The following is a 22,420-nucleotide window of genomic DNA, read 5'->3' as shown; positions in this document are numbered from 1 at the left end:
TCTTTATTAGCCATCACATTTGAATAACAGACCTTATTAAGAAGGGATTAAGACTCCCGGTTAACGTTTTCCTCGCTTGATTTAATGCATTTGAATAACAGACCTTATTAAGAAGGGATTAAGACTGTTGTAAGGTCTAAGACCACGTTTTAATGTTTCATTTGAATAACAGACCTTATTAAGAAGGGATTAAGACCAAATACCGTGTTCCCTTTTCTGTAGTAAACCCATTTGAATAACAGACCTTATTAAGAAGGGATTAAGACCCATCTGTCTTTGGTTAGCAGGCATGATAAGTAAAATTTGAATAACAGACCTTATTAAGAAGGGATTAAGACTTTTACCAGCTGCGCCAATTGCCTCGTTCCCACGGTCTTCGTGGGAACGTATCCAAGGGACGCTCTGCGTCCCGCGCCGCAGGAGCGGCGCCGACTGCATTCCCACGCTGGAGAGCGGGAACGAGAGCGGTCAACGTTTCCTGCGACGGGCAATCGATCGAAGGTTACGGGCCGAGTTGTAAACTCCGTCCGGCTTCGGGGAGACCGAGGGAACGATTAAAAAGAAGGGATTAAGACTTGGTTTATCTCGTTCCCCCGCGCCGGCGAGGGAACACAGTCGGGAACGCGCTGCGTTCCGCACCGCAGGTGCGGTGCGCTATGCATTCCCACGGGGCCCGTGGGAACGAGCGTAGCCTGGATGCAGTGTAGCGGAATCCGGGAATGGCGCGGTTTCGAGGCCCCGCATTCCCACGCTGTAGCGCGGGAATGAGAGCGGTCAACGTTTCCTGCGACGGGCAATCGATCGAAGGTTACGGGCCGAGTTGTAAACTCCGTCCGGCTTCGGGGAGACCGAGGGAACGATTAAAAAGAAGGGATTAAGACTTGGTTTATCTCGTTCCCCTCGCGCCGGCGAGGGAGCACAGTCGGGAACGCGCTGCGTTCCGCACCGCAGGAGCGGTGCGCTATGCATTCCCACGGGGCCCGTGGGAACGAGCGTAGCCTGGATGCAGTGTAGCGGAATCCGGGAATGGCGCGGTTTCGAGGCCCCGCATTCCCGTGCTGGAGCGCGGGAACGAGAACGGTCAACGTTTGCCTGAGCGGGACGAGGGTTGTAACGCCGTCCAGAACCTTTCAATCATGTGTCACGTTAAACCAAAACGTTCGGAGCAGGTTGAATAAGCCGCCCCGCCGAGATCCTCTCACAAGCAACAAATGAACATTTGTTAAAATGTTGTTCCTATGCTATGTTGGAATCTGTTAGCAAGTGAATGGGGGGCTTATGCGCTTATCAATCGAAGTTACAGCGGAACAACACCAAAAACTCAAGGCGATTGCGGCTTTATCCGGAAAAAGCATCAAGGATTATGTTCTGGAGAGGGTCTTTTCTGAAGAGAACGCTGAAAATGACGAAGAAGCGTTACGCCAGTTAGAGGCCTTTTTGGAACCGCGAATCAAAATGGCGCAAGAAGAGCCATTGAGCAGCAAATCGATTAAGCAAATCTTCGAAGAAACTCAGCAAGAAAGCCGTTAGCCGCATGTTGACGTATGAATTGACTGCAGCGGCTGAAGAAGACCTCAGGACTATTGCGCGGTACACCTTGAAAGAGTGGGGTGAAACGCAACTTTGGCGTTATGCGGATCTTTTGGAAAAACGCATGGAAGCGATTGCGGAGGGGGCAGCGCATTCTCGGACATTCTCCAAACGATTTCCCGAAGTTTGGGTGACTCGCTGCGAACACCATTATATTTTTTATCTTCACCCTCAAGGCAGAGTGCCTCAGATCATAGCGGTGCTGCATGAGAAAATGGATTTAGTGCAACGGCTGAAGCATCGTTTAGAGTAAAAAAGCAAATAGTGTATATATGGTATGAATCGTTTATATGATTTATACGAAAAATCGATTTTCAGGTGCATTGAGCAAAGATTACGGAAATTGCTCCAGATGATATCCAGGCAGTTCGATGAGCTATAGTCTTCCTGAAGGGGGCGAAACACTCAACATATCCTTCAGTGTCGCCAAGGCTTCGAAAGAAGCCTTGGCCAAATACCTCAATCGGCGCGTTCTTTAGGCGTTTCTGTCTTCTAAAAGGCATGCCTCGTTCCCACGGTCTCCGTAGGAACGCATCCAAGGGACGCTCTGCGTCCCGCGCCGCAGGAGCGGCGCCGACTGCATTCCCATTTATGCCCATTGGGTGCGCTGGAGCGCGGGAACGAGAGCGGTCAACGTTTGTCTGAGCGGGACGGCGTTTGTAACTTTGTCCAGAACTCTTTAATCATGTGGCAAGCTAAACCAAAACGTTCGGGACGGGTTGATTAACCCACCTGCCGAGAGGGAGCGGTCCGACTAAGACCTTATCAAGACGGGATAATGTGGTAGACGTTGCCTACTTTATATAAGATCGAAATAAAAACTAATTATTGATGGAATGGATTAAATGGAAAAATATCAATTCGAGGATTTTAGAGAAGTAATAAACGCGGCGGCGGGTTTTTCGCTTGCCAGCAAATTGCCCGAATCGCTACTGCTCACCCGCGAAGAACGGTTCAGCATCTATTACGCGCCGTTTGAATATATCAATGCCGATGCGAGGCTGGTCATCGTCGGCATTACGCCGGGGTTGCAGCAGGCCGTCAATGCGTTGAACAAGGCCAAAAGCGGCCTTGCGCGCGGAATGGAAACGGCGGAGATATTGCGATCGGTGAAAAATTTCGCCAGTTTCAGCGGGCCTATGCGCAAAAACTTGACCGAGATGCTCGATTACATCGGCGTGCCGGCGAAATTGGGAATACGCCAATCAAGCGAATTGTTCGAGGCGAAGTCGCATTACGCTCAATTTATGTCGGTGTTGAGAAATCCGGTCTTCGTCGACGGCAGAAATTATAGCGGATCTCCGTCCATGCTGAATACGCCGTTGCTGCGAGATTGCCTCGAGGATTATTTCGTCCAGGATGTGCGGAAATTGGCGCATGCCTGGTTCGTGCCGCTGGGCCCGAAAGTGACGGAAGCGCTGGAGTGGCTGGCCCGGCGTGGCGTCTTGGACGAAGCGCAAATATTGAAAGGCATTCCGCATCCCTCAGGCGCCAATGCGGAAAGAATCGCCTATTTTCTGGACAAAAAACCGAGAGAGGCCCTATCGAGCAAGACCAATCCGGCCGCGATCGATAGCCAAAAAAAGCGCTTGCTGGCACAATTGCAGGCCTTTTAGGATATGGCTAACCTCCGGCATCCGAACTATCGTTTCCGCGCTCTGCGTGGGAATGAAGACTGAACCGCTCTGCGGTTCAAAACGCTGGAGCGTCCCTGGATGCGTTCCCACGTTGGAACGTGGGACGATTAAGCGCACCGCCAATACCGCGCGGCTTAGAGACGATTTTTTAACGACACGATACATGACTAATATTTTACTCTGTACCCTCGGCGCCAGTTGGGCGGTGGTGCCGGAAGTTTACGGCTTCATCAGCCCGGACCGGCTGCCGCTGTACCGCAATCATCCCAACCGGTCGCAGTTGGCAGCGTTGTTGGACGAGTACCGGCTGCAGACGGCCGACGAAATCTGGATCTGCACGACGCAAGGCGAGGCGACGCAACGAAGTCTGGCGCGGCTGCGCCGCTGGATAACATTACTGCTGGATGCGCCGACGCTGCGAATATGGCAGGCAGGGGGCACGGACGAATTGGCGACCCAGGAGGAATGCCGCCATGTGCAGGAATTGATCGTAAGGGCGACGCTGGCCGCGCACGAACACGCCCGGGGCGGCCAGGTGGCGTTGTCGCTGGCCGGCGGGCGCAAGACGATGAGCGCGGACATGCAATGGGCGGCCACCGTGTTCGGCTGCCAGGCCCTGTTGCATGTGATCGGGGCCGAATTCACGCAAATGCCGGAGTCGCTGAGGCGGGCCGAACCCGAGCTGTTCACCCGGGCGCTCGACGCCGAAGATGCCGCCGCGATCATGCCGCTGGTCGCCGGGCAAACCCAGCGCAGCGATTTGTTGGACATCCGCATGGACGAGTGCCCGGCGGTGACGGCCAAGCTGTTTCCGCTGCCGTTGCCGGAGCCGGGCGGAACCATCGTCTGGCCGGCGCCCGAGCAATGGCTGGAGCGGGAACTGAAGCGGCGGGAAAAAACCGGCAGCCGCTTGCTGGGCAATTACTTTTTAGAATTGAGCCGCCAGGAAAAACACGAAAACTGGCGCGGCTTGTATCGCCTGTCGCCGCGCCTGATCAACCACCTCAGGGAAACGCCGTTGAGCGTGAACCAGCGCGCCTGGCTGGAGCGTCTGCCCAAGGCCGATCTGCACCGCCATTTGGGCGGCTGTTTGGATTTGTCGGCGCAACGCCGCGTAGGCCGGGCGCTGTGGACCTCCCTGGCGCGGCGGGAACGGGACGGGGCCCTGGCGGCGGTCGGTCCGTTGCTGCGCGAACGCGATAATCCCTGGCCGGAAAATTGGACGGCCAGGCTCAAAAAAAGCCCGAATCGTTCCCATTTGGCGGCGGCCTTGCTGGCCGAGGCCGGCGACGAGCAATTACTGCATAATCTGTGGGGCGTCACCGAACCGCGCGTGGCCCTTAAACACCGGCGGACATTTTCCGCCTATGAACAGCCGGGCGATTTGACCGGTTCGACGCTGCTATCGGCCAGGGCCGCCATTCCCGCCTATGCCGACGGCATCGTGCGGCAGTGCGCGGACGAAGGCCTGGCGTATGTCGAACTGCGCGGCAGCCCGCAAAAATACGGCGATGGGCTGGCCTTTCTCGATGACTTTTACCGCGCCCTGAGGCTGGCCCTGGCAAGCTTGCCAGGGCCAACGAAACCGGAATTCCGCTTTATCATCATCGCCGACCGGCGCGATCCGGCGGCCCTGCAACAAACGATTGCGTTGGCCGTGGCCGCGAAACAACGCTGGCCGGATTTCGTCGTCGGCCTGGACATGGCCGGGGACGAAGCGATACCGCTGACGGAAAATATCGGAAAGTGGTTTTTGCCGGCCTTCGAAGTTTGCCTGCCGATCACGATACACGCCGGCGAAGGCGAGTCGGCTTCGTCGATCTGGCAGGCCGCGTATCATTTGCATGCCGACCGCATCGGCCCCGGCCTGAGTTTGAACGATAATCCGGGGCTGGCCGAGCGCTTCCGCAACCGCGATATCTGTCTGGAGCTGTGCCCGACCTCCAATGTCGAAGTGGTCGGCTTCAAGGTGCCGGGCAATCCGCCTACCGAGGGTTATCCGGATTATCCGTTGATGTCGCTGTGGGACAAAGGTTTGCCGTTGACGCTGTGCACCGACAATCCCGGCATCAGCCGCACCAGCCTGAGCAACGAATACCTGCTCGCCGCGCGAATGAGCGAGGGTCGATTGAGCCTATGGGACACCCTGGCGATGATCAAGCAGGGATTCGTGCATGCTTTCCTGCCGGAACAGGAAAAAGAGGCATTGTTGAAACGCTGCGATGCCGATATTTACCGCGATTTGACCGAAAATCCGTTGTAGGTTTATTGTCTCCATTTCATCGTTCCCATGCGCGGCGCACCTTCATAAAAGGAAATGCGGCCAGGGACGCTCTGCGACCGGCGCCGCAAGAGCGACGCGCAATGCGTTCCCATTTATGCCCATGGGTACGGCGGCCCGTGGGAACGAGAAACGAGAAGGCTATTATTACGGAAGAGAAACATGAACAGCATCCATCTGGTACTCATCTCCGCGCAGGCGGTGCCCAATATCACGCCGATCCTGGACGAGCGCTTTCGCCCGGACCGGGTCATCATGCTGGTGTCCCGGGATATGGAGGCGCGCGCCGCCAGCCTGGAGCAAATCTATCGCCCTCGCGGCGTCAAGGTCGGCCGCTGGCCGATCGACGACGCCTGGGATGTCGAGCATATCCGCAACCGGGTCGTGGAGTTGCTAAGCGAATTCGAGCAGGAGGACATCACCTTGAACGCCACCGGCGGCACCAAGCCGATGAGTATCGCCGCCTACGAGGTTTTCCGCGCCTTCGACAAACCTATTTTCTATGTCCATCCGGAGCGGGACCGGCTGATTTGGATGCATCCGGGCGACCGGGACAGCGTCGATTTGGCCGACCGCATCAAATTGAAGGAATATTTGCAGGCTTACGGTGCCGACGAGGTCAACGAAACCTACAAGTTCGGCGTGCCGCCATCCTTGCGCGATTTGACCAGCGAGCTGATCGAGCATATCGGGGCCTATGCCCCGGCCCTGGGCAGCCTGAATTATTTCGCCGCGTTCGCCCGCAACGCCCAGTTGCGCAGTCCGGAGGTCGACGCGGATTTCAACGGCAATCATGCCTTTTGGGAACTGCTGGACTTGTTCCAGCAAGCCGGTTTGTTGCGCCGCGATGGCAAATGTCTGGTATTCGCCGATGATAATGCCCGCTTTATTGCCAACGGCGGCTGGCTGGAATTGTATGCCTACGCCTGTTGTTTGAACGTGAAAAAGTCGCTGGCGTTGCAGGATGTCGGCCACAGCATCGAGGTCTCGCGCCGGCACGGCAAAAACAGCGTGTTGAACGAAATGGACGTGGCTTTTTTGAAGGACAATCGCCTGTATCTGCTGGAATGCAAGACCAAGCGCTTGAAAGGCGGCGACCGCAGGCACGACGAAGGCGCCGAGGTGCTGTATAAATTGGATAGCCTGAGGGATTTGCTGGGCGGCCTGCAGGCCAAGGCGATGCTGGTCAGCTTCAACCCGTTGAAACCGCACAATCGCAACCGCGCCCGGGAATTGAACATTGAATATTGCTGCCATCAGGACTTAAAATTCCTGGAGCAGAAAATCGCCCAATGGCTGGAAAATGGACGTTAAATTTGAATACCAGGCCTTATTAAGAAGGGATTAAGATCCATTAACACACGTTAATGAATAGGTCTCTTTGCCTCGTTCCCACGGTCTCCGTGGGAACGCATCCAAGGGACGCTCTGCGTCCCGCGCCGCAGGAGCGGCGCCGACTGCATTTCCACGCTGGAGCGCGGGAACGAGAGCGGTCACCGTTTCCTGCGACGGGCAATCGATCGAAGGTTACGGGCGGAGATGCAAGCTCCGTCCGGCTTCGGGGAGACCGTGGGAACGATTAAAAAGAAGGGATTAAGGCTTTTCTCGTTCCCCCCCCCGCGCCGGCGAGGGAACGCGGGCGGGAACGCGCTGCGTTCCACACCGCAGGAGCGGTGCGCTATGCATTCCCACGGGGCCCGTGGGAACGAGCGTAGCCTGGATGCAGTGTAGCAGAATCCGGGAATGGTGTGGTTTCGAGGCCACGCATTCCGCGAGCTGCTTCATGCGGGCGACAATGCCGTTCATTCGAATAACAATCTTGTAGGTCGGGCATGCTTTTTATGCCCGACAATGACGATATTTGAATCGGGCAATTGTTTCGGAGCTTTCGATAATTCCGCAATTATGCCTGGTTCCCACGGTCTCCGTGGGAACGCATCCAAGGGACGCTCTGCGTCCCGCGCCGCAGGCGCGGCGCCGACTGCATTCCCACGCTGGAGCGCGGGAACGAGAGCGGTCACCGTTTCCTGCGACGGGCAATCGATCGAAGGTTACGGGCGGAGATGCAAGCTCCGTCCGGCTTCGGGGAGACCGTGGGAACGATTAAAACCAAACCGTTCGGAGCGGGTTGAATAATCCTTCCCGCCGCAGAATTAATGTAGGAATTTGGAGAAAACCTACGATTAACCTTGCTTTTTTCTAATGGTTGATTTATTTAATTTTAATCAATATGATTAAATCTGAATCACTACTCCACAATTGGAGGTTTAATATGGCCCAATCTAAAAACAAAGTGTTAACAGCGCATGTGCCGCTTCCACTGGCCGAAAAAGTCGATCAGATGGCGGAGCGATTGGAGCGATCGCGCGGATGGATCGTGAAGCAAGCGTTATCGGCCTGGCTCAGTCAAGAGGAAGAGCGCGAACGATTGACACGCGAAGCCTTTGCCGACGTGGATGCCGGAAATGTTATAGACCATCAGGCAGTACAGGCCTGGGCTGATAGTTTGGATACCGACAAAACTTTGCCGCCGCCTCGTTGATGGAACTGAAGTGGACCAGTAAAGCGCTTTCCGACTTAGTGCGTCTTTACGAGTTTCTGGGGCCTGTGAACAAATCGGCCGCGGCGCGGATTGTTCAGACATTAACTAATGCTCCGACAACCTTGCTAATCAATCCGCGTATCGGCGAACAACTTTTCGAGTTTGAGCCGCGCGAGGTCAGACGGTTGCTTGTTGGGTATTACGAGATACGCTACGAGATTCAGGAATCGGCTATCTACGTGTTGCGCTTATGGCATACCCGAGAGGATCGCTGATGAGATTGTTCAAATAATAGAGCTTGAATAACGGACCATCAAGAAGGGATTAAGACTTGGTTTTTCTCGTTCCCTCGCGCCGGCGAGGGAATCACGATATTTAAATCGGGCAATGGTCTCGGAACTTCCGACCATGCCGCAATTATTGTCGCGACTACGTCGGGCAACGAAAAGCGGTTGCCCGACCTACTTGGCTTCTTGGCTTGTGATCTGTGCGCATTTGAATGACAGACCTTCAAGAAGGGATTAAGACCGCATAGCTAGGCGGAAGAAGTTTGATTAGGTTCCCCCTAGGGGATTTGAATACCAGACCTTATTTTCTCGTTCCCCCGCGCCGGCGAGGGAACGCAGTCGGGAACGCGGCGCGTTCCGCACCGCAGGAGCGGTGCGGCATGCATTCCCACGGAGCCCGTGGGAACGAGGTGGAATCACGATATTTAAATCGGGCGATGGTCTCGGAACTTCCGATCATGCCGCAATTATTGTCGCGAATACGTCGGGCAACGAAAAGCGGTTGCCCGACCTACTTAGCTTGAATACCAGGCCTTCAAGAAGGGATTAAGACGGTTGATCGGTCAATTTCTCGTTCCCCCGCGCCGGCGAGGGAACGCAGTCGGGAACGCGGCGCGTTCCGCACCGCAGGAGCGGTGCGGCATGCATTCCCACGGAGCCCGTGGGAAAGAGGTGGAATCACGATATTTAAATCGGGCGATGGTCTCGGAACTTCCGATCATGCCGCAATTATTGTCGCGAATACGTCGGGCAACGAAAAGCGGTTGCCCGACCTACTTGGCTGGAACGCGTTGCGGCATGCATTCCTAAGAGGGCTGCGGGAAAGAGGGTAACTTGGCCGCTTCCGCGGCGCGACAAGCTTGCCAACTCTAAACTTCGGTTATGTGCGCCGTAACATGGCGGCATGAGTAATCGCACATTATTTATCGCTGCTTACGATATCCGCGACAGCAAGCGTTTGCGCAAGGCCTTGAAGGTGGTGCGCGGCTACGCCTCGGGCGGACAGAAATCGGTTTTCGAATGTTTCCTGACCGGCGCCGAGCGGCGCGAGTTGCTGGCCGAAATCGAAAGCGTGATCGATTGCGAGAAAGACAGTTTTTTCCTGCTCCGGCTCGACGGCCGAGGGCTCGTGATTACTCTGGGTAAGGCGGTTCCGCCTCAGGATGGCAGTTTTTATTACGTGGGGTAATGTTGGATGAGTACGTTGTATTTGGACCGGAAGAATCTGGCACTGAAACTGGACGGGCAGGCGCTGGCGTTGTACGAGGACGGCGGCAAGCGGGGCACGGTGCCGTTGCGGATGCTGGAAAGAGTCGTGGTACGAGGCAATGTCGAGCTGGAAAGCAGGCTGTTGGGGGCGTTTGCCGAGCATCGCGTGGATGTGTTGTTTTTGTCGGGGCGCGGCAGTCGGCTTAGGGCGAAGGCGTTTTCCCACAGCCATAACGATGCCAGACGGCGTTTGGCGCAGTACCGGGTGTTTTTCGAGAAGGACAGGCAAGTCGAGCTGGCCCGCCTTCTGGTGCGGGGCAAGCTGGAAAAACAACGGCAGTTGCTGGAATTGGCCGCGTTGAAAAGGCCCGATTTAAGGAAGGCGCTGGCCGGTTCGCTCGGGTCGCTGCGCGATATCGGCGCCACGCTTGGGCAGTCGCAAACGGTTTCGCTGGGGCAGTTGCGGGGTTTCGAGGGCGGCGCGGCGGCGTCTTATTTTGCCGCGTTCAAACAACTGTTCGCGCCGGCGCTGGGCTTCGAGCAGCGTAGGAAAAGGCCGCCCACCGATCCGGTCAATGCCTGCCTGTCGTTGGGCTACACCTTATTGCATTTCGAGGCGGTTGCGGTTTGCCACATGGTGGGCTTGGAACCGATGATCGGCTTTTACCACGAGCCGGCGTTCGGCCGGGAATCGCTGGCCTGCGATTTGATCGAGCCGTTGCGCCCGCGCCTGGACGGTTTGGTCTGGTCCTTGTTCCGCGATCGCCGGCTTAGAACGGAACATTTTTCCAGCGACGGCAATGGCTGTCTGATGAACAAGGCCGGGCGCAAATGTTTTTACGCCCACTACGAAACGTTCGCGCAACCGGTCAGGCGCCTGTTGCGCTTGCAGGCCCATAAATTGGCGCGCTGGTATTTGCAGAGCGAAAACGGTGTGTTGCCATGAGGCGGGCTTTGTATCTGCAGGGCAGGACAGGCATGACCGTGGAATACGACGAGCCGGCGCTGGTCGTGACCGAGCCGGACAAAAGCCGTTTGCTGTTTCCGCTGGTTCGCGTGTCGAGGGTCGTGGTGTGCGGCGAAGTCGAGTGGAATATGGCGGCTTTGTTCGCCTGCGCGGATGCCGGCATCGCGGTTGTCTTCATGAGTGCCAGTGGGGAGTTGCGCGGCCGCTGGCTGGGGAGCCTGGCCGAAAGGCCTCGGTTGTTGCAGCAATTCACCGAGTTGCTGCGCGGTCCGGATGCTTCGCTACATTATCAAGACTGGTTCGCCGCCATGAGGCGCATGGCGGTCAGGAGTGCCGCCAGGCGCTTGCGTTTCGCGGATTGGCAAACGGCGGACGCCGACAGTCTGCGCCATTGGTTGCAACGCGAACTGCCGGATGATTGGTGGTTGGCGGGGGATATATTGCGAGGCTATTTGCTGAGTTTTGCGATCCAGTATCTGGGCGATTTCGGCCTGGATGGCGGAGATACAGGCATCGATTCTGCCGGCGTGCGATTGGCGGACGATTTGGCCGGGTTGCTGCTATGGGATTTTTATCCGGTGTTGGTTTCGCGCCATACATCTTTTGCCGAGGGACCGGATAAGCGGTATTTAGCAGGGCTGGTGGACAAGCGCGGACGGCGGGTCGAGCAGTTGTTGCGGGGATTGTTGAACCGTTTGCATCGGTGTTTGAGCGAGGCGCCCTAATGACGGCGAACCAAGTCAGGCAGTATTTGCTGAGCTATGATATCGCCGATCCCAAACGGTTGCAGAAAGTGCACCGTTTGTTGAAAAAAGAGGGGTTGCCGGTTCAATATTCGGTTTTTTCGGTGGTGTCGACCAAGTCCCGGCTCGACGGCTTGCTGGACAGGATAGAGCAAATTATCGATGACAGGGAGGACGATCTGCGCTGTTACGGCCTGCCGGGCAAGATCGAGTGCCGGACCTTGGGCCGGCAATATTTTCCGGATGACATTCTGCTGTTCAGCAAGGGCGTCAATCGGTTGGTGATCAATGGATAAAGGGGCGTATGGTTTGCTTGTTTCCATGCGCCGGCGCATCCGAGGGCATTACAGTAAGGAACGCGTTGCGTTCCGCACCGCAGGAGCGGTGCGATATGCATTCCCATTTATGCCCATGGGTACGGGGCCCGTGGGAACGAGGGGTAAAGAAACGCATGGTTTGCTCGTTTCCATACGTTGCGCGGGAACGACTTCGACGCGCGGCATGCCGAGGCGCTAACGTGGCGTTCGATCATGTTTTTCCAGCATGGCGGTTATGTCCGCGGCCAGAGACTCGACCGCCTTACGGGTCAGTTTTGGTTCGCCGCCCTTGCTTTCGGTGATGAAGTTGCCGATTAGTTGGCCGTCTTTGACGCGCACCAGATGGACCATCAGGTAGGCGAACAGAAAACTGGGTTTATGCAGCCTGCCGACCACCACATAATCGGCTTCGTGGCGTTCACCTAACTGCGCGGCGACATCGTGGTGTTCGAACAGATAGCCGAAACCGCTGTCGGCTCGCCGTTGTTCTTTGGGGTCGATATCGACGATGGCATAACCGGCGTTGGCCAGCTCTTGTTGCAATAGCGGTTTGAGACTGCCGGTGCGTTTGCGCTCGGCGGCGGTACTGGGCATCAGCGTCAGGTCTTTTAGCTCAAAGTCGAGGACGGCGATACGCGTTTCGGCTTGGAGCAGCGAACTGAAACAAAGCAATAACAGTAATAGCCAGGAAGATTTTTGTGTCATCAGGTTTTAAGCCGTCGAGAAAAGTGGGTTTGTCGAGTCTGGCAGTAATAGATACCGCGTTTTTTCAAAGTCGGAACCGCAGCGTGGCTCAAGATGTGTTCCCACGTGAAGCGCTCATCCTTATACACATCTTTATGTTAACCGTGTCATTCCGGCAGGGATTCACGCTGGGCTATCCTGCCCAACGCCCTTCGGGTTAATGCAAATCTGTTCCCTAAAGATTTGTGCCGGAATCCAGACTACATGGATGTATTCGGCTTGTCATCCTTGACTCTGGATACCCGCTCCCGGCGGGTATGACGAGACTTAAGTTTAACGATGAGCGTGGAAACTTGGGAATGCAAGTTTTTTCTTGTTTCGTAAAAGAGTCGATAGCTCTTAATCGCTGGCTTCGGGTTCGTCTTTCGAGCGCCGCAACATGAAAAACAGCATGATGGCGATGAAGACGATCGGGATGACGATTTTCAGCACGCCGGTGTTGGAGGATTCGGGTTCCACGCCGACGGAGAAGGGCAGGTGGGTGTCCTGTTTTTCGCCTTCATGCATGATCGTGACATGGACCAGATAGTCGCCGGCGCCGTGTTGGCTAAAATCGACCGTGGCGTTGACGGTGCCGGTTTTTATTTTTTTCGGTCCCTGATGGAAAATTTGCGTGCCCTCTGGCTCTTTGGTAATCTCGAACTCAACGGTGACATCGCGCAGTTTATGACCTTCGTAATCGAAAACCAGATTGGTGGGGCCGACAAACGGAATCGCCTGGCAATAACCGGTTCCCTGGCTGAAGGTCGGTGTATAGGCGGTAAAGTGGATGACCTCGGGTCCGACGCGAATGCGGCAGGTGTCGACTTCATCCGCCGGGCCGCGGTGGGCGAGGGCGCTTGTTGCCGCAGTCAGCAACAACAGAGCAATCAGAGTGCGGGGAAAAGCCGCAAGGCAGGCGGGTAATCGATGATATTGTTTGTTCATTGCTTAACCTCTTTTTGATTATAGCTATCGGGTGTTGGCAGAAAGGGAGCGGACTATTGTCTTGCGCCGCTTCAAGGCGCCGCGTTCTTGCCGCGTCGGCTCAAACAGGATTAAGGTTATCGGTTACTCGGGAGATAGTCAAATAGGTATCGTAGCGAAACTAGTATGTCACTCCTGGATGTTCAGTTCCTTGATCTTACGGGTCAGAGTATTACGGCCATAGCCCAATAAGGTGGCCGCCTCGTGGCGCTTGCCATGGGTGAATTTCAGGGCCGAGCTGATAAGAATGGATTCGACCACCGGAATCGAGGATTTGGCGATATCGTGTTGCCCGGACAAGAGCTGTTGGTTGACCCAGTGTTCGTAAGCGGATTCCCAGTTTTCGTGTTTGCCGGCGGATTGCGTTTTTTGCTTGGGCGTGGTCAGTTCCACCGGCAAATCCTCCATGTGGATTTCGCGACCGGAGGCCATGACGGTCAGCCAGCGGCAGGTGTTTTCCAGTTGGCGGACATTGCCGGGCCAGTCCAGCGAGCTTAGAAACGCTTCCGTCTCTGGCCTCAGCGTCTTGATCTCGGTATTGAGTTCCTTGGCGCTTTGCTTGAGGAAATGGCGCATCAGCAAACCGATGTCTTCCCGACGCTCCCGCAACGGTGGAATATGGATGCGTATGACGTTGAGGCGGTGGAACAAATCCTCGCGGAAACGGCCTTGCGCCACCAATTCTTCCAAGTCCTGATGGGTGGCGGCGATGATGCGCACGTCGACCTTGATCGAGGAATGGCCGCCGACCGGATAAAATTCGTTGTCGGCCAGAACCCTTAAAAGGCGGGTTTGCAGCTCGGCCGGCATATCGCCGATTTCATCCAGGAACAAAGTACCGTTGTTGGCTTGCAGGAAGCGGCCGGCCCGCCGGGCTTGGGCGCCGGTAAAGGCGCCTTTTTCATGGCCGAACAGTTCCGATTCCATCAAATCCTTGGGGATGGCCGCCATGTTGAGGGCGATGAAGGGTTGGTCGGCACGCGGACTATGCCGATGCAGGGCTTTCGCCACCAGTTCCTTGCCGGTGCCCGACTCGCCATTGATCAGCACGGTGATGTGGGAGCGGGCCAGACGCCCGATGGCGCGGAATACTTCCTGCATGGCGGGCGATTCACCGATGATTTCCGGCGTTTCCTCGATGTGGTCGGCGGATTGCTGCGCCGCGTCATTGGTTTGTTTGCTGTGGGCGCAGGCCCGTTGCACGATTTCGACGACTTCGTTGATATCGAACGGTTTGGGCAAATATTCGAAGGCGCCGCCATGAAAAGCCGATACCGCGCTATCCAAGTCGGAATGGGCGGTCATGACGATGACCGGCAAACTCGGGTAGCGGTTTTGGATGTTCTGCAAGAGTTCAAGACCGTCCATGCCCGGCATGCGTATATCGGTGATCAGGACGTCCGGCAACCCCTTTTCCAGCTCGGCGAGCAGGTTGGAGGCATTGGCAAAACTTTGGGTTTCGATGGCCGCTTTTTGCAGAGCTTTTTCCAGCACCCAACGAATCGACTTGTCGTCATCGACGATCCAGACCTTGTCAGGTATTTGCATGATCATTCTCCAGCGGTAGATAAATTGAGAAAACAGTGTGCCCGGGTTCGCTGTTGCATTCGATCAAACCGTTGTGCTGGTTGATCAGCGATTGCGCAATGGACAATCCGAGTCCGGTGCCTTCGGCTCGACTGGTAATCATCGGATAGAATATTTCTCCCATTAATTCCGGCTTGATACCGGGGCCGTTATCGATAATATCGATTTTGGCGGATAATTTGTAAAGTTTGCGGCCGATCGTCATGTGCCGTTGAATGCGGGTTTTCAAGGTGATTTGCCCTTGGCCCTGAATGCCTTGTATGGCTTGTACCGCGTTTCTGACGATGTTCAAGATGGCTTGGATCAATTGGTTTTTGTCGGCGAATATCTCCGGAATGCTCGGGTCGTAGTCGACGATAATCTTGATGTTTTTGATGTTTTCCGCGCTGACCAGCTGCCTGACCCGTTCCAGGGCTTCGTGGATGTTGAGCCAGCTTTTGTGGGCCGGATTGTTCGGTCCCAGCATTTTATCCATCAGGCCTTGCAGGCGGTCCGATTCGGCAATGATGATTTGCGTGTATTCCTTCAGTTCGGGATCGTCCAGTTCCTGATCCAGCAATTGCGCGGCGCCGCGCAGGCCGCCTAACGGATTCTTGATCTCATGCGCCAATCCCCGCACCAGCATACGGCTGGTGTTTTGTTGCGCCAGCAATTGTTCTTCCTTGGTAATACGCAGGTGCCGGTCAACCTGTTGTAATTCGACGACGATGCCGTTCAGGTCTCCCTGTTCGATTATCGGAGTGGCACTAAAGTTCACGGTCAGGGTTTGATTGATTCGGTTTAGCGGCAGTTCTCTGTCGACAAGCGGTTCCTGTAAATTAAGACAATGTCTGATATTGTTGAACAGACTGGAATTGGATGACCGAAACAATTTCTTGGCGGAGTAACCTTTTAAATGCTTGGCGCTGTCGGCAAACAAGATTTCTCCCGCCGAATTGATATAGGTCAGTATCAATTCGTTGTTGAACAATAGGATCGCCTCGTTCAGGTTATCCAGAATTTTTTTGTGTTCGATGTCAGTTGTGGGATGTGCCATGTATGCCTTCCAGCAAGTTATGTACCAATTGATTTTTGGTGTATTTACGGCTTAAAAACGGTTATTTTTTCAGAATATTTCTGGCGCTGGAACGATATTAATGTATTTCGGCTGCACTAGGGTAGCGCTGCAAACGAAAAACGCCCCAAAATGGGGCGTTTTTGCATGTTACATGCGGCCGAAAACGACCGGTTAGCTTACAAGCTGTAGTACATATCGAATTCTACAGGATGTGTGCTCATGCGCAGGCGTTGCACTTCTTCCATTTTCAGGGCGATGTAACCGTCGATCGCGTCGTCGGTGAATACGCCGCCGCGGGTCAGGAATTCGCGGTCTTCATCCAGGGCTTTCAGCGCTTGGTCGAAAGCATGGCAAACTTGCGGAATGTTTTTCTCTTCTTCCGGCGGCAGATCGTACAAATCCTTATCCATCGCATCGCCCGGATGGATTTTGTTTTGAATGCCGTCCAGGCCGGCCATCAGCATGGCTGAGAACGCCAGGTAGGGGTTCGCCGTGGAATCGGGGAAACGCACCTCGATACGACGCGCTTTCGGGTTGTTGACGAAAGGAACGCGGATGGAAGCGGAACGGTTGCGCGCCGAGTAGGCCAGCATGACTGGCGCTTCGAAGCCTGGAACCAAGCGTTTGTAGCTGTTGGTAGACGCGTTGGCGAAGGCGTTGATGGCGCGGGCGTGCTTGATGATGCCGCCGATGTAGTACAGCGCGGTTTCGGACAGGCCGCCATAGAGGTCGCCGGAGAACAGGTTGACGCCGTCTTTGGCCAAAGATTGGTGGACGTGCATGCCGTTGCCGTTGTCGCCGACCAATGGTTTAGGCATGAAGGTCGCGGTTTTGCCGTAAGCGTGGGCGATGTTGGAAACGACATATTTCAGTTCCAACACTTCGTCGGCTTTGTTGACCAGGGTGTTGAATCTAGAGCCGATTTCGCATTGGCCTGCGGTTGCCACTTCGTGGTGGTGTACTTCGGTGGTTTGTCCCATTTCTTCCAGTACCAGGCACATCGCGGAACGCATGTCTTGCAGGGAATCGACCGGCGGCACTGGGAAGTAGCCTCCTTTCACGCTGGGACGGTGACCGATGTTGCCGTCTTCGTAAACTTTTTCCGAGTTCCAGCCGGCTTCCTCGGAATCGACTTGGTAGGAGCATTTACCCATTTGGGTGGTCCAGCGTACATCGTCGAAAACGAAGAATTCGTTTTCCGGCCCGAACAGGGCAATGTCGGCGATACCGGTCGATTGCATGTAGGCTTCGGCGCGTTTGGCGATGGAACGAGGATCGCGCTCGTAGCCTTGCATGTCTTTCGGTTCGATGATATCGCAACGCAAAATCAGAGTGTTGTCATCGAAGAATGGGTCGATTTTCGCGCTGGATGGGTCCGGCATCAAAATCATGTCCGATTCGTTGATGCCTTTCCAGCCGGCAACTGACGAACCGTCGAACATTTTGCCTTCTTCGAAAGTGTCTTCGTCGATAGTGTGAGCGGGGTAGGTGACGTGTTGCTCTTTACCGCGGGTATCGCAAAAACGAAAATCAACAAATTTGACATCGTTTTCTTGGATCATTTTTAGAACGTTGTCTACGGACATTAGTCGAGGTCTCCTAAAAAATTATTGTTATGGTTCATCGAATATTAAGCGCGTATAACGATAACACCAATTAATATAAATCGCTATAAAAACACAAGCTTCCGGTCATTCGAGGGGAAATAACCGGAAGCCGTGCATCAAACATTCAATGTTGGCTATTGCCAACTGTAAAAGCGGGTCGCTTAGAACGTGATAATCATGTCCATGGCGACCTGGACTTGCTCGTTTTTATTACCGCCGTACACGGTGCCGGCGCCATTGGTGTCGGCCCAGTCATAGCGGACTTCCGGACGGAATTTCAACCAGGACAGTGGAGAATAGTTGAGACCGGCGGTTGCAGCGTAGTAGCTGGTGCCGAAATCATTGATACGGCCTCCTCTATCACTAAACCATTCGGCGCGCAAACCGGCCGACAATTGCTCGTTGATGTCGTAGGTCAGGTATTGGTTGATGCCGTACCAATCCGCGTCATCGCCAGGCCCGTTGCCGTCTTCTACGACGCCGAAATCGTGTTGAAAAATGTAATGCAGGTTGTCGGTAAAATCGTGGCCGAACACGACGCTGTACATGGTGGTGTTTTGACCGACCGAGTCGTCGCCGTTTTCACCGCTGATGACGGATAAAGCTAACCAGGATTTTTCGTTGTCGCTGGTCCAGTTAACGCCACCCAGGAAGCTCCAGTCGCCGCCGTTGTGGCGGAAGTTATCCCAACCGTCCACGGCGCCGCCGGTGATCGACCAGTTGTCGTTGATCTGGTAGGTTGCCAATGCGCCGGTATGGGTGAACGGTTCGCCATAGTTCATGGTGAAGGCGTGCGAATAAAAGAAGTTGTCCGGCGAGGTGACAACTTCGTAGCCGATGATGGTGTAGAAGTGCCCGGCCTTGATCGTCAAGCCGTTGCCGATGGGGGCGAAGATTTCCGCGTAAGCTTGCGGGAAGGCAATATCGTATTGATTGAAATACTTGTTATTCTCAGAACCTAGAATTTCGTCATCCCAGCCGCCGGCTTGGGTTGAATTGGCATCGGTACCGAACAGAAAGTCGACCCGGCCGCCGAAATCCCAATCGTTTCCTGAGGTGTTCACGGCTTTTTCCAAGTATAAATACGCCTGGTTCAATTGAAATTCGTTGACCCGGTCGGTGCCGAAAGGAATGGCGCCGTTGTTGCCGCTGTCGTTGCTGTGGGAGGCATAGGTGATACCGGCATCGGCCCAACCGCCAACTTCAATGCCTAAGTTTTTTAACGCTTGTGTTTCATTAACGTTGGTCCCAGTCAACGATTCCACAAGTCCTTCGGCGTGCAGGTTAACGCTGGCTGATAGTAACGCGCTGCCGACCAAGGGAGTAGCGATAAGTTTTTTTCTCATTAAATATCTCCGCAATTATAGTTCGCTTTTAGCAAAAGCAATATGCGTGCCACTATATAAGCGATTGAAAATAATAGGCTTTTACTTGTTTCCATTTTGCAACTTTTGTTGTGTTTGCGAGACGCTGGTGCATGGGTGCACTATCTTGGTGCGCTATGTGGGTGATAAAGTGCCAAGTTATGTTTTTGCACCGTAATGAGGCGTTTATGAATGCAGTTTTGCGGGAAGGACGTGTTTGCGCTGTCGTTAAGCCGGAAAGTGGTGGAATTCCCTCCGTTAAATTAATGGTTATCTGTGAACAGGCTTTCTGCAATACGAAATCAATGTTGTTCTAATCGCCTGCGCAAAAAAGATTGACATATATGATCCTTTTCGTGTTCTACGGTTGAGTCGATGCTATTTCTGGCTTCCATGCACCCAAATGCGTATCCAGGCAGGAGCATGGTTACGATGACATTGGGTGATCCGGGAATTCTTACCAAACCCTCGTGAACACATCTTCTAAGCGTAAATGCATGCGTCCGTCGTTGGGGGGGCTGAGGGAGGTGTACGTAATCTAGAGGCAGTTGCTCGTTTATCGAAAAACGGTGATGCATTTAAAGGTGTCATAGGTCTGTAACGCTCTCTTCGCATCGCAGCAGACATGGAGGAGGGAGTACAGAAGGTTGCAAAATTTACCAGTATTTATACTGCTTACGTCTTCCTATTCCGTCCCGCAAACAATGTATCCGCGTATTGCTTTTTTATCTGTCATCGCGGCGCTCTCCGACAAAAGGCTATACCTTTTTTTCGTCTGCTCTCCTGATAAAAATTAAATCCGCATTTCGTTGCCAGTGCTATCCCGGCAGATCGAGAGGCGATTTCATTCATTTGTTTAATAGGGTGCGAGGCAACATGGTGCGGGTCTTTTGATATTGCACCACCTTAGTGCAGCATGATCGTACATCGATAACGAATATAGGTTATCACCCTTAAAAAACAAGTGATTATAAGCTTGGCATGCATCCTGCTTAAAGCCTTGGCGAGTGAAAACTTTTCCTGTGAACCAGATATAGGTGTTGATCTATGAAACTAATTACCGCAGTTGTCAAACCCTTCAAACTGGATGATGTGCGCGAAGCGCTTTCAGATATTGGGGTATCCGGTGTAACTGTCACCGAAGTCAAGGGGTTCGGCCGGCAAAAAGGGCATACCGAACTTTATCGTGGCGCCGAATACGTGGTCGACTTTTTGCCGAAGGCGAAGATTGAGGTAGCGATTGCCGACGCTCAGGTCGAGCAGGCTGTCGAGGCGATTATTAGCGCGGCCAATACCGGTAAGATCGGCGACGGTAAGATTTTTGTATCCAATCTGGAACAAGTCGTTCGGATCAGAACCGGTGAAACGGGTGAAGAAGCACTATAAAGCACTATAAATAAAAAGAGGGTAGATAAGTGGAAAACTTAAATAAGATTATCGAATTGAGCTATGCGTTAGATACATTTTATTTTCTAATGAGTGGCGCATTAGTCATGTGGATGGCAGCGGGGTTCGCGATGCTCGAGGCCGGGCTGGTCAGGGCAAAAAACACCACCGAGATTTTGACCAAGAATATCGCGTTGTTCGCTATTGCCTGCATCATGTATATGCTGTGCGGCTATAATATCATGTACCCCGGCGAGGCAGTCAACAGTGTCTGGCCCGGTATCAGTTTCTTGATCGAAGGCGATAATTCACAGGAAGAAGTGTTGTCCAGCAATGGGGAGACTTATTATTCCTCGATGTCGGATTTCTTCTTCCAGGTGGTGTTTGTCGCCACCGCCATGTCGATCGTTTCCGGTGCCGTCGCGGAAAGAATGAAGCTTTGGGCCTTCCTGGTATTCGCCGTGGTCATGACCGGTTTCATTTACCCCATCGAAGGTTTCTGGAAATGGGGCGGCGGTTTTCTCGACGGCTTGGGCTTCCTCGATTTTGCCGGCTCCGGCGTGGTGCATTTATGCGGCGCGACCGCGGCCTTTGCCGGGGTATTGCTGCTGGGCGCGCGCAAAGGAAAATATGGCCCGAATGGAGAAATCAACCCAATTCCCGGGTGTAACATGCCGTTGGCGACTTTAGGTACCTTTATTCTATGGTTGGGTTGGTTCGGTTTTAACGGCGGTTCCGAATTGAAAATATCCGACGTCGGTGAAGCGAATTCGGTGGCGCTGGTTTTCGTCAACACCAATGCCGCGGCCGCGGCCGGCGTCGTTGCCGCCTTAGTTTCCTCTCACTTTTTGTTCGGCAAGGCGGATTTGACGATGGTTTTGAACGGCGCCCTGGCCGGCCTGGTTGCCATCACTGCCGAGCCGTTGACCCCGACTCCCCTAGTGGCATCGATCATTGGTTTAATCGGTGGCGTGTTGGTGGTATTCGCCATCGTTGGTATCGACAAGTTACAAATCGATGATCCGGTCGGCGCCATTTCGGTACATGGCGTGGTTGGCATCTGGGGCTTGCTGGCTGTGTGTATTTCCAATCCGGAAGCGAAACTGTCGGCGCAGCTGATCGGTATCGTCTCTATTTTCGGGTTTGTTTTCGTCTCCAGTTTGTTGACTTGGTTCTTGATCAAGGCGGTCATGGGTCTTCGGGTCAGCGATGAGGACGAATACCATGGCGTCGACTTTTCCGAATGTGGTGTTGAAGCCTATCCGGAATTCACCGACACCAGTAAAGGCTAAGGACATGCTGATTAATTCGGTATTTCTTGGAGTGCAGGGATGCACGGCCAAAATCGATCGTAATAAGCAATTGATTTTTTTGGGGTTTAGGGACAACGCATTCTCCTTAACCGGGCGCTGAGAAATCCAGGACGGGTTTATTCAGCACTTCCTTAAGGGAAATTTGCCGAACGAAGCAACGGGCGCCTAGGTGCCCGTTCTCGCGTTTCGGCTTTTTGCTTTTTGGTTTGATTGGTCGCGAAGTCAATTGTATGTTTATCAGGAATTATTTATTATTGGCTCCAGGTTGGATTTTTTACATCGTTTAACTGGGGATAGGACACATGAAACTGATAACCGCGATAATCAAACCATTTAAACTGGATGATGTGAGAGAAGCATTGTCCGAAATTGGTGTGACGGGCGTAACGGCGACCGAAGTGAAAGGTTTCGGCCGGCAAAAAGGCCATACTGAGCTGTACCGAGGAGCTGAGTATGTGGTGGACTTTTTGCCGAAGGTCAAACTGGAAATTGCGTTGGCCGATAGCATTGTCGAACAGGCCGTCGAAACGATTGTTAAGGCGGCCAACACCGGAAAAATTGGTGATGGCAAAATTTTCGTGTCGGCCCTGGAGCAGGTCATTCGGATCAGAACCGGGGAAACCGGAGAGGATGCCATTTAACAGTCCGCTCGGCTAAAGATAAGGAATAGGTAGAATTAACCGCTCCAGTTAAGAGATTATCGCGGTTCATGGCAAGCTCTGGCGCTTGTCATGAACCGCGTGCCGTCTTCGAGCCTAAGGTTTAATTTCGACTGAATTCCAGTCATTTCATCAAATCGTCTCTATTCGCGCTTTGCTGCGGG

General features: G+C 54.0%; 20 protein-coding genes and 1 CRISPR repeat array (1 of these 21 running past the window's edge). Of the genes, 14 read left to right on the top strand and 6 right to left on the bottom strand.

Annotated elements, in window-relative coordinates; all coding sequences use genetic code 11:
• A CRISPR array of direct repeats spans window positions 1–338; the repeat unit is 37 nt; unit sequence ATTTGAATAACAGACCTTATTAAGAAGGGATTAAGAC; it reaches 2,891 nt to the left of the window's first position.
• A 940-nt stretch (window positions 339–1,278) separates the two neighbouring features.
• From EP25_RS0109445 to cas2 (EP25_RS0109395), 11 genes are all read left to right on the top strand, one after another.
• Window positions 1,279–1,530 (top strand): DUF1778 domain-containing protein, encoded by a 252-nt coding sequence (locus EP25_RS0109445; RefSeq protein WP_031433638.1) that lies wholly within the window; start codon window positions 1,279–1,281, stop codon window positions 1,528–1,530.
• 4 nt (window positions 1,531–1,534) lie between these two features.
• The gene (locus tag EP25_RS0109440; RefSeq protein WP_031433637.1) at window positions 1,535–1,843 is read left to right on the top strand and encodes a type II toxin-antitoxin system RelE/ParE family toxin; all 309 of its coding nucleotides are present in this window, start codon (window positions 1,535–1,537) and stop codon (window positions 1,841–1,843) included.
• 592 nt (window positions 1,844–2,435) lie between these two features.
• Window positions 2,436–3,206, top strand: a complete 771-nt coding sequence (locus EP25_RS0109435) for a hypothetical protein (protein WP_036300408.1) — start codon at window positions 2,436–2,438, stop codon at window positions 3,204–3,206.
• Between the two features lie 184 nt (window positions 3,207–3,390).
• Window positions 3,391–5,490 (top strand): CRISPR-associated ring nuclease, encoded by a 2,100-nt coding sequence (locus EP25_RS0109430; RefSeq protein WP_031433635.1) that lies wholly within the window; start codon window positions 3,391–3,393, stop codon window positions 5,488–5,490.
• A 180-nt stretch (window positions 5,491–5,670) separates the two neighbouring features.
• Window positions 5,671–6,822 (top strand): Card1-like endonuclease domain-containing protein, encoded by a 1,152-nt coding sequence (locus tag EP25_RS0109425; protein WP_031433634.1) that lies wholly within the window; start codon window positions 5,671–5,673, stop codon window positions 6,820–6,822.
• 958 nt (window positions 6,823–7,780) lie between these two features.
• The gene (locus tag EP25_RS0109420; RefSeq protein WP_031433633.1) at window positions 7,781–8,050 is read left to right on the top strand and encodes a CopG family ribbon-helix-helix protein; all 270 of its coding nucleotides are present in this window, start codon (window positions 7,781–7,783) and stop codon (window positions 8,048–8,050) included.
• Entirely contained in the window at window positions 8,050–8,325 is a 276-nt protein-coding gene (locus tag EP25_RS0109415; RefSeq protein WP_031433632.1) for a type II toxin-antitoxin system RelE/ParE family toxin, read from the top strand. Before EP25_RS0109420 ends, EP25_RS0109415 begins: the two co-directional genes overlap by 1 nt.
• Window positions 8,326–9,241: 916 nt before the next feature.
• Window positions 9,242–9,526 (top strand): CRISPR-associated endonuclease Cas2, encoded by a 285-nt coding sequence (gene cas2, locus EP25_RS0109410; RefSeq protein WP_031433631.1) that lies wholly within the window; start codon window positions 9,242–9,244, stop codon window positions 9,524–9,526.
• Window positions 9,527–9,532: 6 nt separating this feature from the next.
• Complete coding sequence (cas1, locus tag EP25_RS0109405; protein ID WP_031433630.1) at window positions 9,533–10,492, top strand: CRISPR-associated endonuclease Cas1; 960 nt, start codon at window positions 9,533–9,535, stop codon at window positions 10,490–10,492.
• Window positions 10,489–11,238, top strand: a complete 750-nt coding sequence (locus tag EP25_RS0109400) for a CRISPR-associated endonuclease Cas1 (protein ID WP_036300405.1) — start codon at window positions 10,489–10,491, stop codon at window positions 11,236–11,238. The genes cas1 and EP25_RS0109400 overlap by 4 nt, the downstream gene beginning before the upstream one ends.
• On the top strand, window positions 11,238–11,552 hold the full coding sequence (cas2, locus tag EP25_RS0109395; protein WP_031433628.1) for a CRISPR-associated endonuclease Cas2: 315 nt from the start codon (window positions 11,238–11,240) through the stop codon (window positions 11,550–11,552). The genes EP25_RS0109400 and cas2 (EP25_RS0109395) overlap by 1 nt, the downstream gene beginning before the upstream one ends.
• A 216-nt stretch (window positions 11,553–11,768) precedes the next feature.
• Here the strand turns inward: cas2 (EP25_RS0109395) and EP25_RS0109390 are convergent, their stop codons facing one another.
• The 6 genes from EP25_RS0109390 to EP25_RS0109365 all read right to left on the bottom strand — a co-directional run bounded on the left by EP25_RS0109390 (window position 11,769) and on the right by EP25_RS0109365 (window position 18,880).
• On the bottom strand, window positions 11,769–12,278 hold the full coding sequence (locus tag EP25_RS0109390) for a DUF2380 domain-containing protein (RefSeq protein ID WP_031433627.1): 510 nt from the start codon (window positions 12,276–12,278) through the stop codon (window positions 11,769–11,771).
• A gap of 378 nt (window positions 12,279–12,656) precedes the next feature.
• Window positions 12,657–13,244, bottom strand: coding sequence for a hypothetical protein (locus EP25_RS0109385; RefSeq protein ID WP_051906509.1), 588 nt, complete (start codon window positions 13,242–13,244; stop codon window positions 12,657–12,659).
• A gap of 168 nt (window positions 13,245–13,412) precedes the next feature.
• Window positions 13,413–14,831: a nitrogen regulation protein NR(I) gene (gene ntrC, locus EP25_RS0109380; RefSeq protein WP_031433625.1), complete on the bottom strand. Its 1,419-nt coding sequence runs from the start codon at window positions 14,829–14,831 to the stop codon at window positions 13,413–13,415.
• Window positions 14,818–15,906, bottom strand: a complete 1,089-nt coding sequence (gene glnL, locus EP25_RS0109375; protein ID WP_031433624.1) for a nitrogen regulation protein NR(II) — start codon at window positions 15,904–15,906, stop codon at window positions 14,818–14,820. Before glnL ends, ntrC begins: the two co-directional genes overlap by 14 nt.
• Before the next feature lie 197 nt (window positions 15,907–16,103).
• The gene (gene glnA, locus EP25_RS0109370; RefSeq protein ID WP_031433623.1) at window positions 16,104–17,513 is read right to left on the bottom strand and encodes a glutamate--ammonia ligase; all 1,410 of its coding nucleotides are present in this window, start codon (window positions 17,511–17,513) and stop codon (window positions 16,104–16,106) included.
• 182 nt (window positions 17,514–17,695) lie between these two features.
• Entirely contained in the window at window positions 17,696–18,880 is a 1,185-nt protein-coding gene (locus EP25_RS0109365; RefSeq protein ID WP_031433622.1) for a porin, read from the bottom strand.
• Between the two features lie 1,065 nt (window positions 18,881–19,945).
• Between EP25_RS0109365 and glnK the strand changes: the two genes are divergently transcribed.
• The 3 genes from glnK (at window position 19,946) to EP25_RS0109350 (ending at window position 22,238) form a co-directional block, all read left to right on the top strand.
• On the top strand, window positions 19,946–20,284 hold the full coding sequence (glnK, locus tag EP25_RS0109360) for a P-II family nitrogen regulator (RefSeq protein ID WP_031433621.1): 339 nt from the start codon (window positions 19,946–19,948) through the stop codon (window positions 20,282–20,284).
• Between the two features lie 29 nt (window positions 20,285–20,313).
• On the top strand, window positions 20,314–21,576 hold the full coding sequence (locus EP25_RS0109355; protein WP_031433620.1) for an ammonium transporter: 1,263 nt from the start codon (window positions 20,314–20,316) through the stop codon (window positions 21,574–21,576).
• Window positions 21,577–21,899: 323 nt separating this feature from the next.
• Window positions 21,900–22,238 carry a P-II family nitrogen regulator gene (locus tag EP25_RS0109350; RefSeq protein WP_031433619.1) on the top strand — a complete coding sequence of 113 codons (339 nt, stop codon included), beginning with the start codon at window positions 21,900–21,902 and terminating at the stop codon, window positions 22,236–22,238.
• Window positions 22,239–22,420: the final 182 nt, after the last annotated feature.

Source organism: Methylomarinum vadi (assembly GCF_000733935.1).
GTDB lineage: Bacteria > Pseudomonadota > Gammaproteobacteria > Methylococcales > Methylomonadaceae > Methylomarinum > Methylomarinum vadi.
This window is presented reverse-complemented; position numbering and strand designations above follow the sequence as displayed.

Coding starts and splice junctions, on each gene's coding strand:
- EP25_RS0109445 (WP_031433638.1), top strand. CDS start 1,279: ATGCGCTTATCAATCGAAGTTACAGCGGAACAACACCAAAAACTCAAG.
- EP25_RS0109440 (WP_031433637.1), top strand. CDS start 1,535: ATGTTGACGTATGAATTGACTGCAGCGGCTGAAGAAGACCTCAGGACT.
- EP25_RS0109435 (WP_036300408.1), top strand. CDS start 2,436: ATGGAAAAATATCAATTCGAGGATTTTAGAGAAGTAATAAACGCGGCG.
- EP25_RS0109430 (WP_031433635.1), top strand. CDS start 3,391: ATGACTAATATTTTACTCTGTACCCTCGGCGCCAGTTGGGCGGTGGTG.
- EP25_RS0109425 (WP_031433634.1), top strand. CDS start 5,671: ATGAACAGCATCCATCTGGTACTCATCTCCGCGCAGGCGGTGCCCAAT.
- EP25_RS0109420 (WP_031433633.1), top strand. CDS start 7,781: ATGGCCCAATCTAAAAACAAAGTGTTAACAGCGCATGTGCCGCTTCCA.
- EP25_RS0109415 (WP_031433632.1), top strand. CDS start 8,050: ATGGAACTGAAGTGGACCAGTAAAGCGCTTTCCGACTTAGTGCGTCTT.
- cas2 (WP_031433631.1), top strand. CDS start 9,242: ATGAGTAATCGCACATTATTTATCGCTGCTTACGATATCCGCGACAGC.
- cas1 (WP_031433630.1), top strand. CDS start 9,533: ATGAGTACGTTGTATTTGGACCGGAAGAATCTGGCACTGAAACTGGAC.
- EP25_RS0109400 (WP_036300405.1), top strand. CDS start 10,489: ATGAGGCGGGCTTTGTATCTGCAGGGCAGGACAGGCATGACCGTGGAA.
- cas2 (WP_031433628.1), top strand. CDS start 11,238: ATGACGGCGAACCAAGTCAGGCAGTATTTGCTGAGCTATGATATCGCC.
- EP25_RS0109390 (WP_031433627.1), bottom strand. CDS start 12,278: ATGACACAAAAATCTTCCTGGCTATTACTGTTATTGCTTTGTTTCAGT.
- EP25_RS0109385 (WP_051906509.1), bottom strand. CDS start 13,244: ATGAACAAACAATATCATCGATTACCCGCCTGCCTTGCGGCTTTTCCC.
- ntrC (WP_031433625.1), bottom strand. CDS start 14,831: ATGCAAATACCTGACAAGGTCTGGATCGTCGATGACGACAAGTCGATT.
- glnL (WP_031433624.1), bottom strand. CDS start 15,906: ATGGCACATCCCACAACTGACATCGAACACAAAAAAATTCTGGATAAC.
- glnA (WP_031433623.1), bottom strand. CDS start 17,513: ATGTCCGTAGACAACGTTCTAAAAATGATCCAAGAAAACGATGTCAAA.
- EP25_RS0109365 (WP_031433622.1), bottom strand. CDS start 18,880: ATGAGAAAAAAACTTATCGCTACTCCCTTGGTCGGCAGCGCGTTACTA.
- glnK (WP_031433621.1), top strand. CDS start 19,946: ATGAAACTAATTACCGCAGTTGTCAAACCCTTCAAACTGGATGATGTG.
- EP25_RS0109350 (WP_031433619.1), top strand. CDS start 21,900: ATGAAACTGATAACCGCGATAATCAAACCATTTAAACTGGATGATGTG.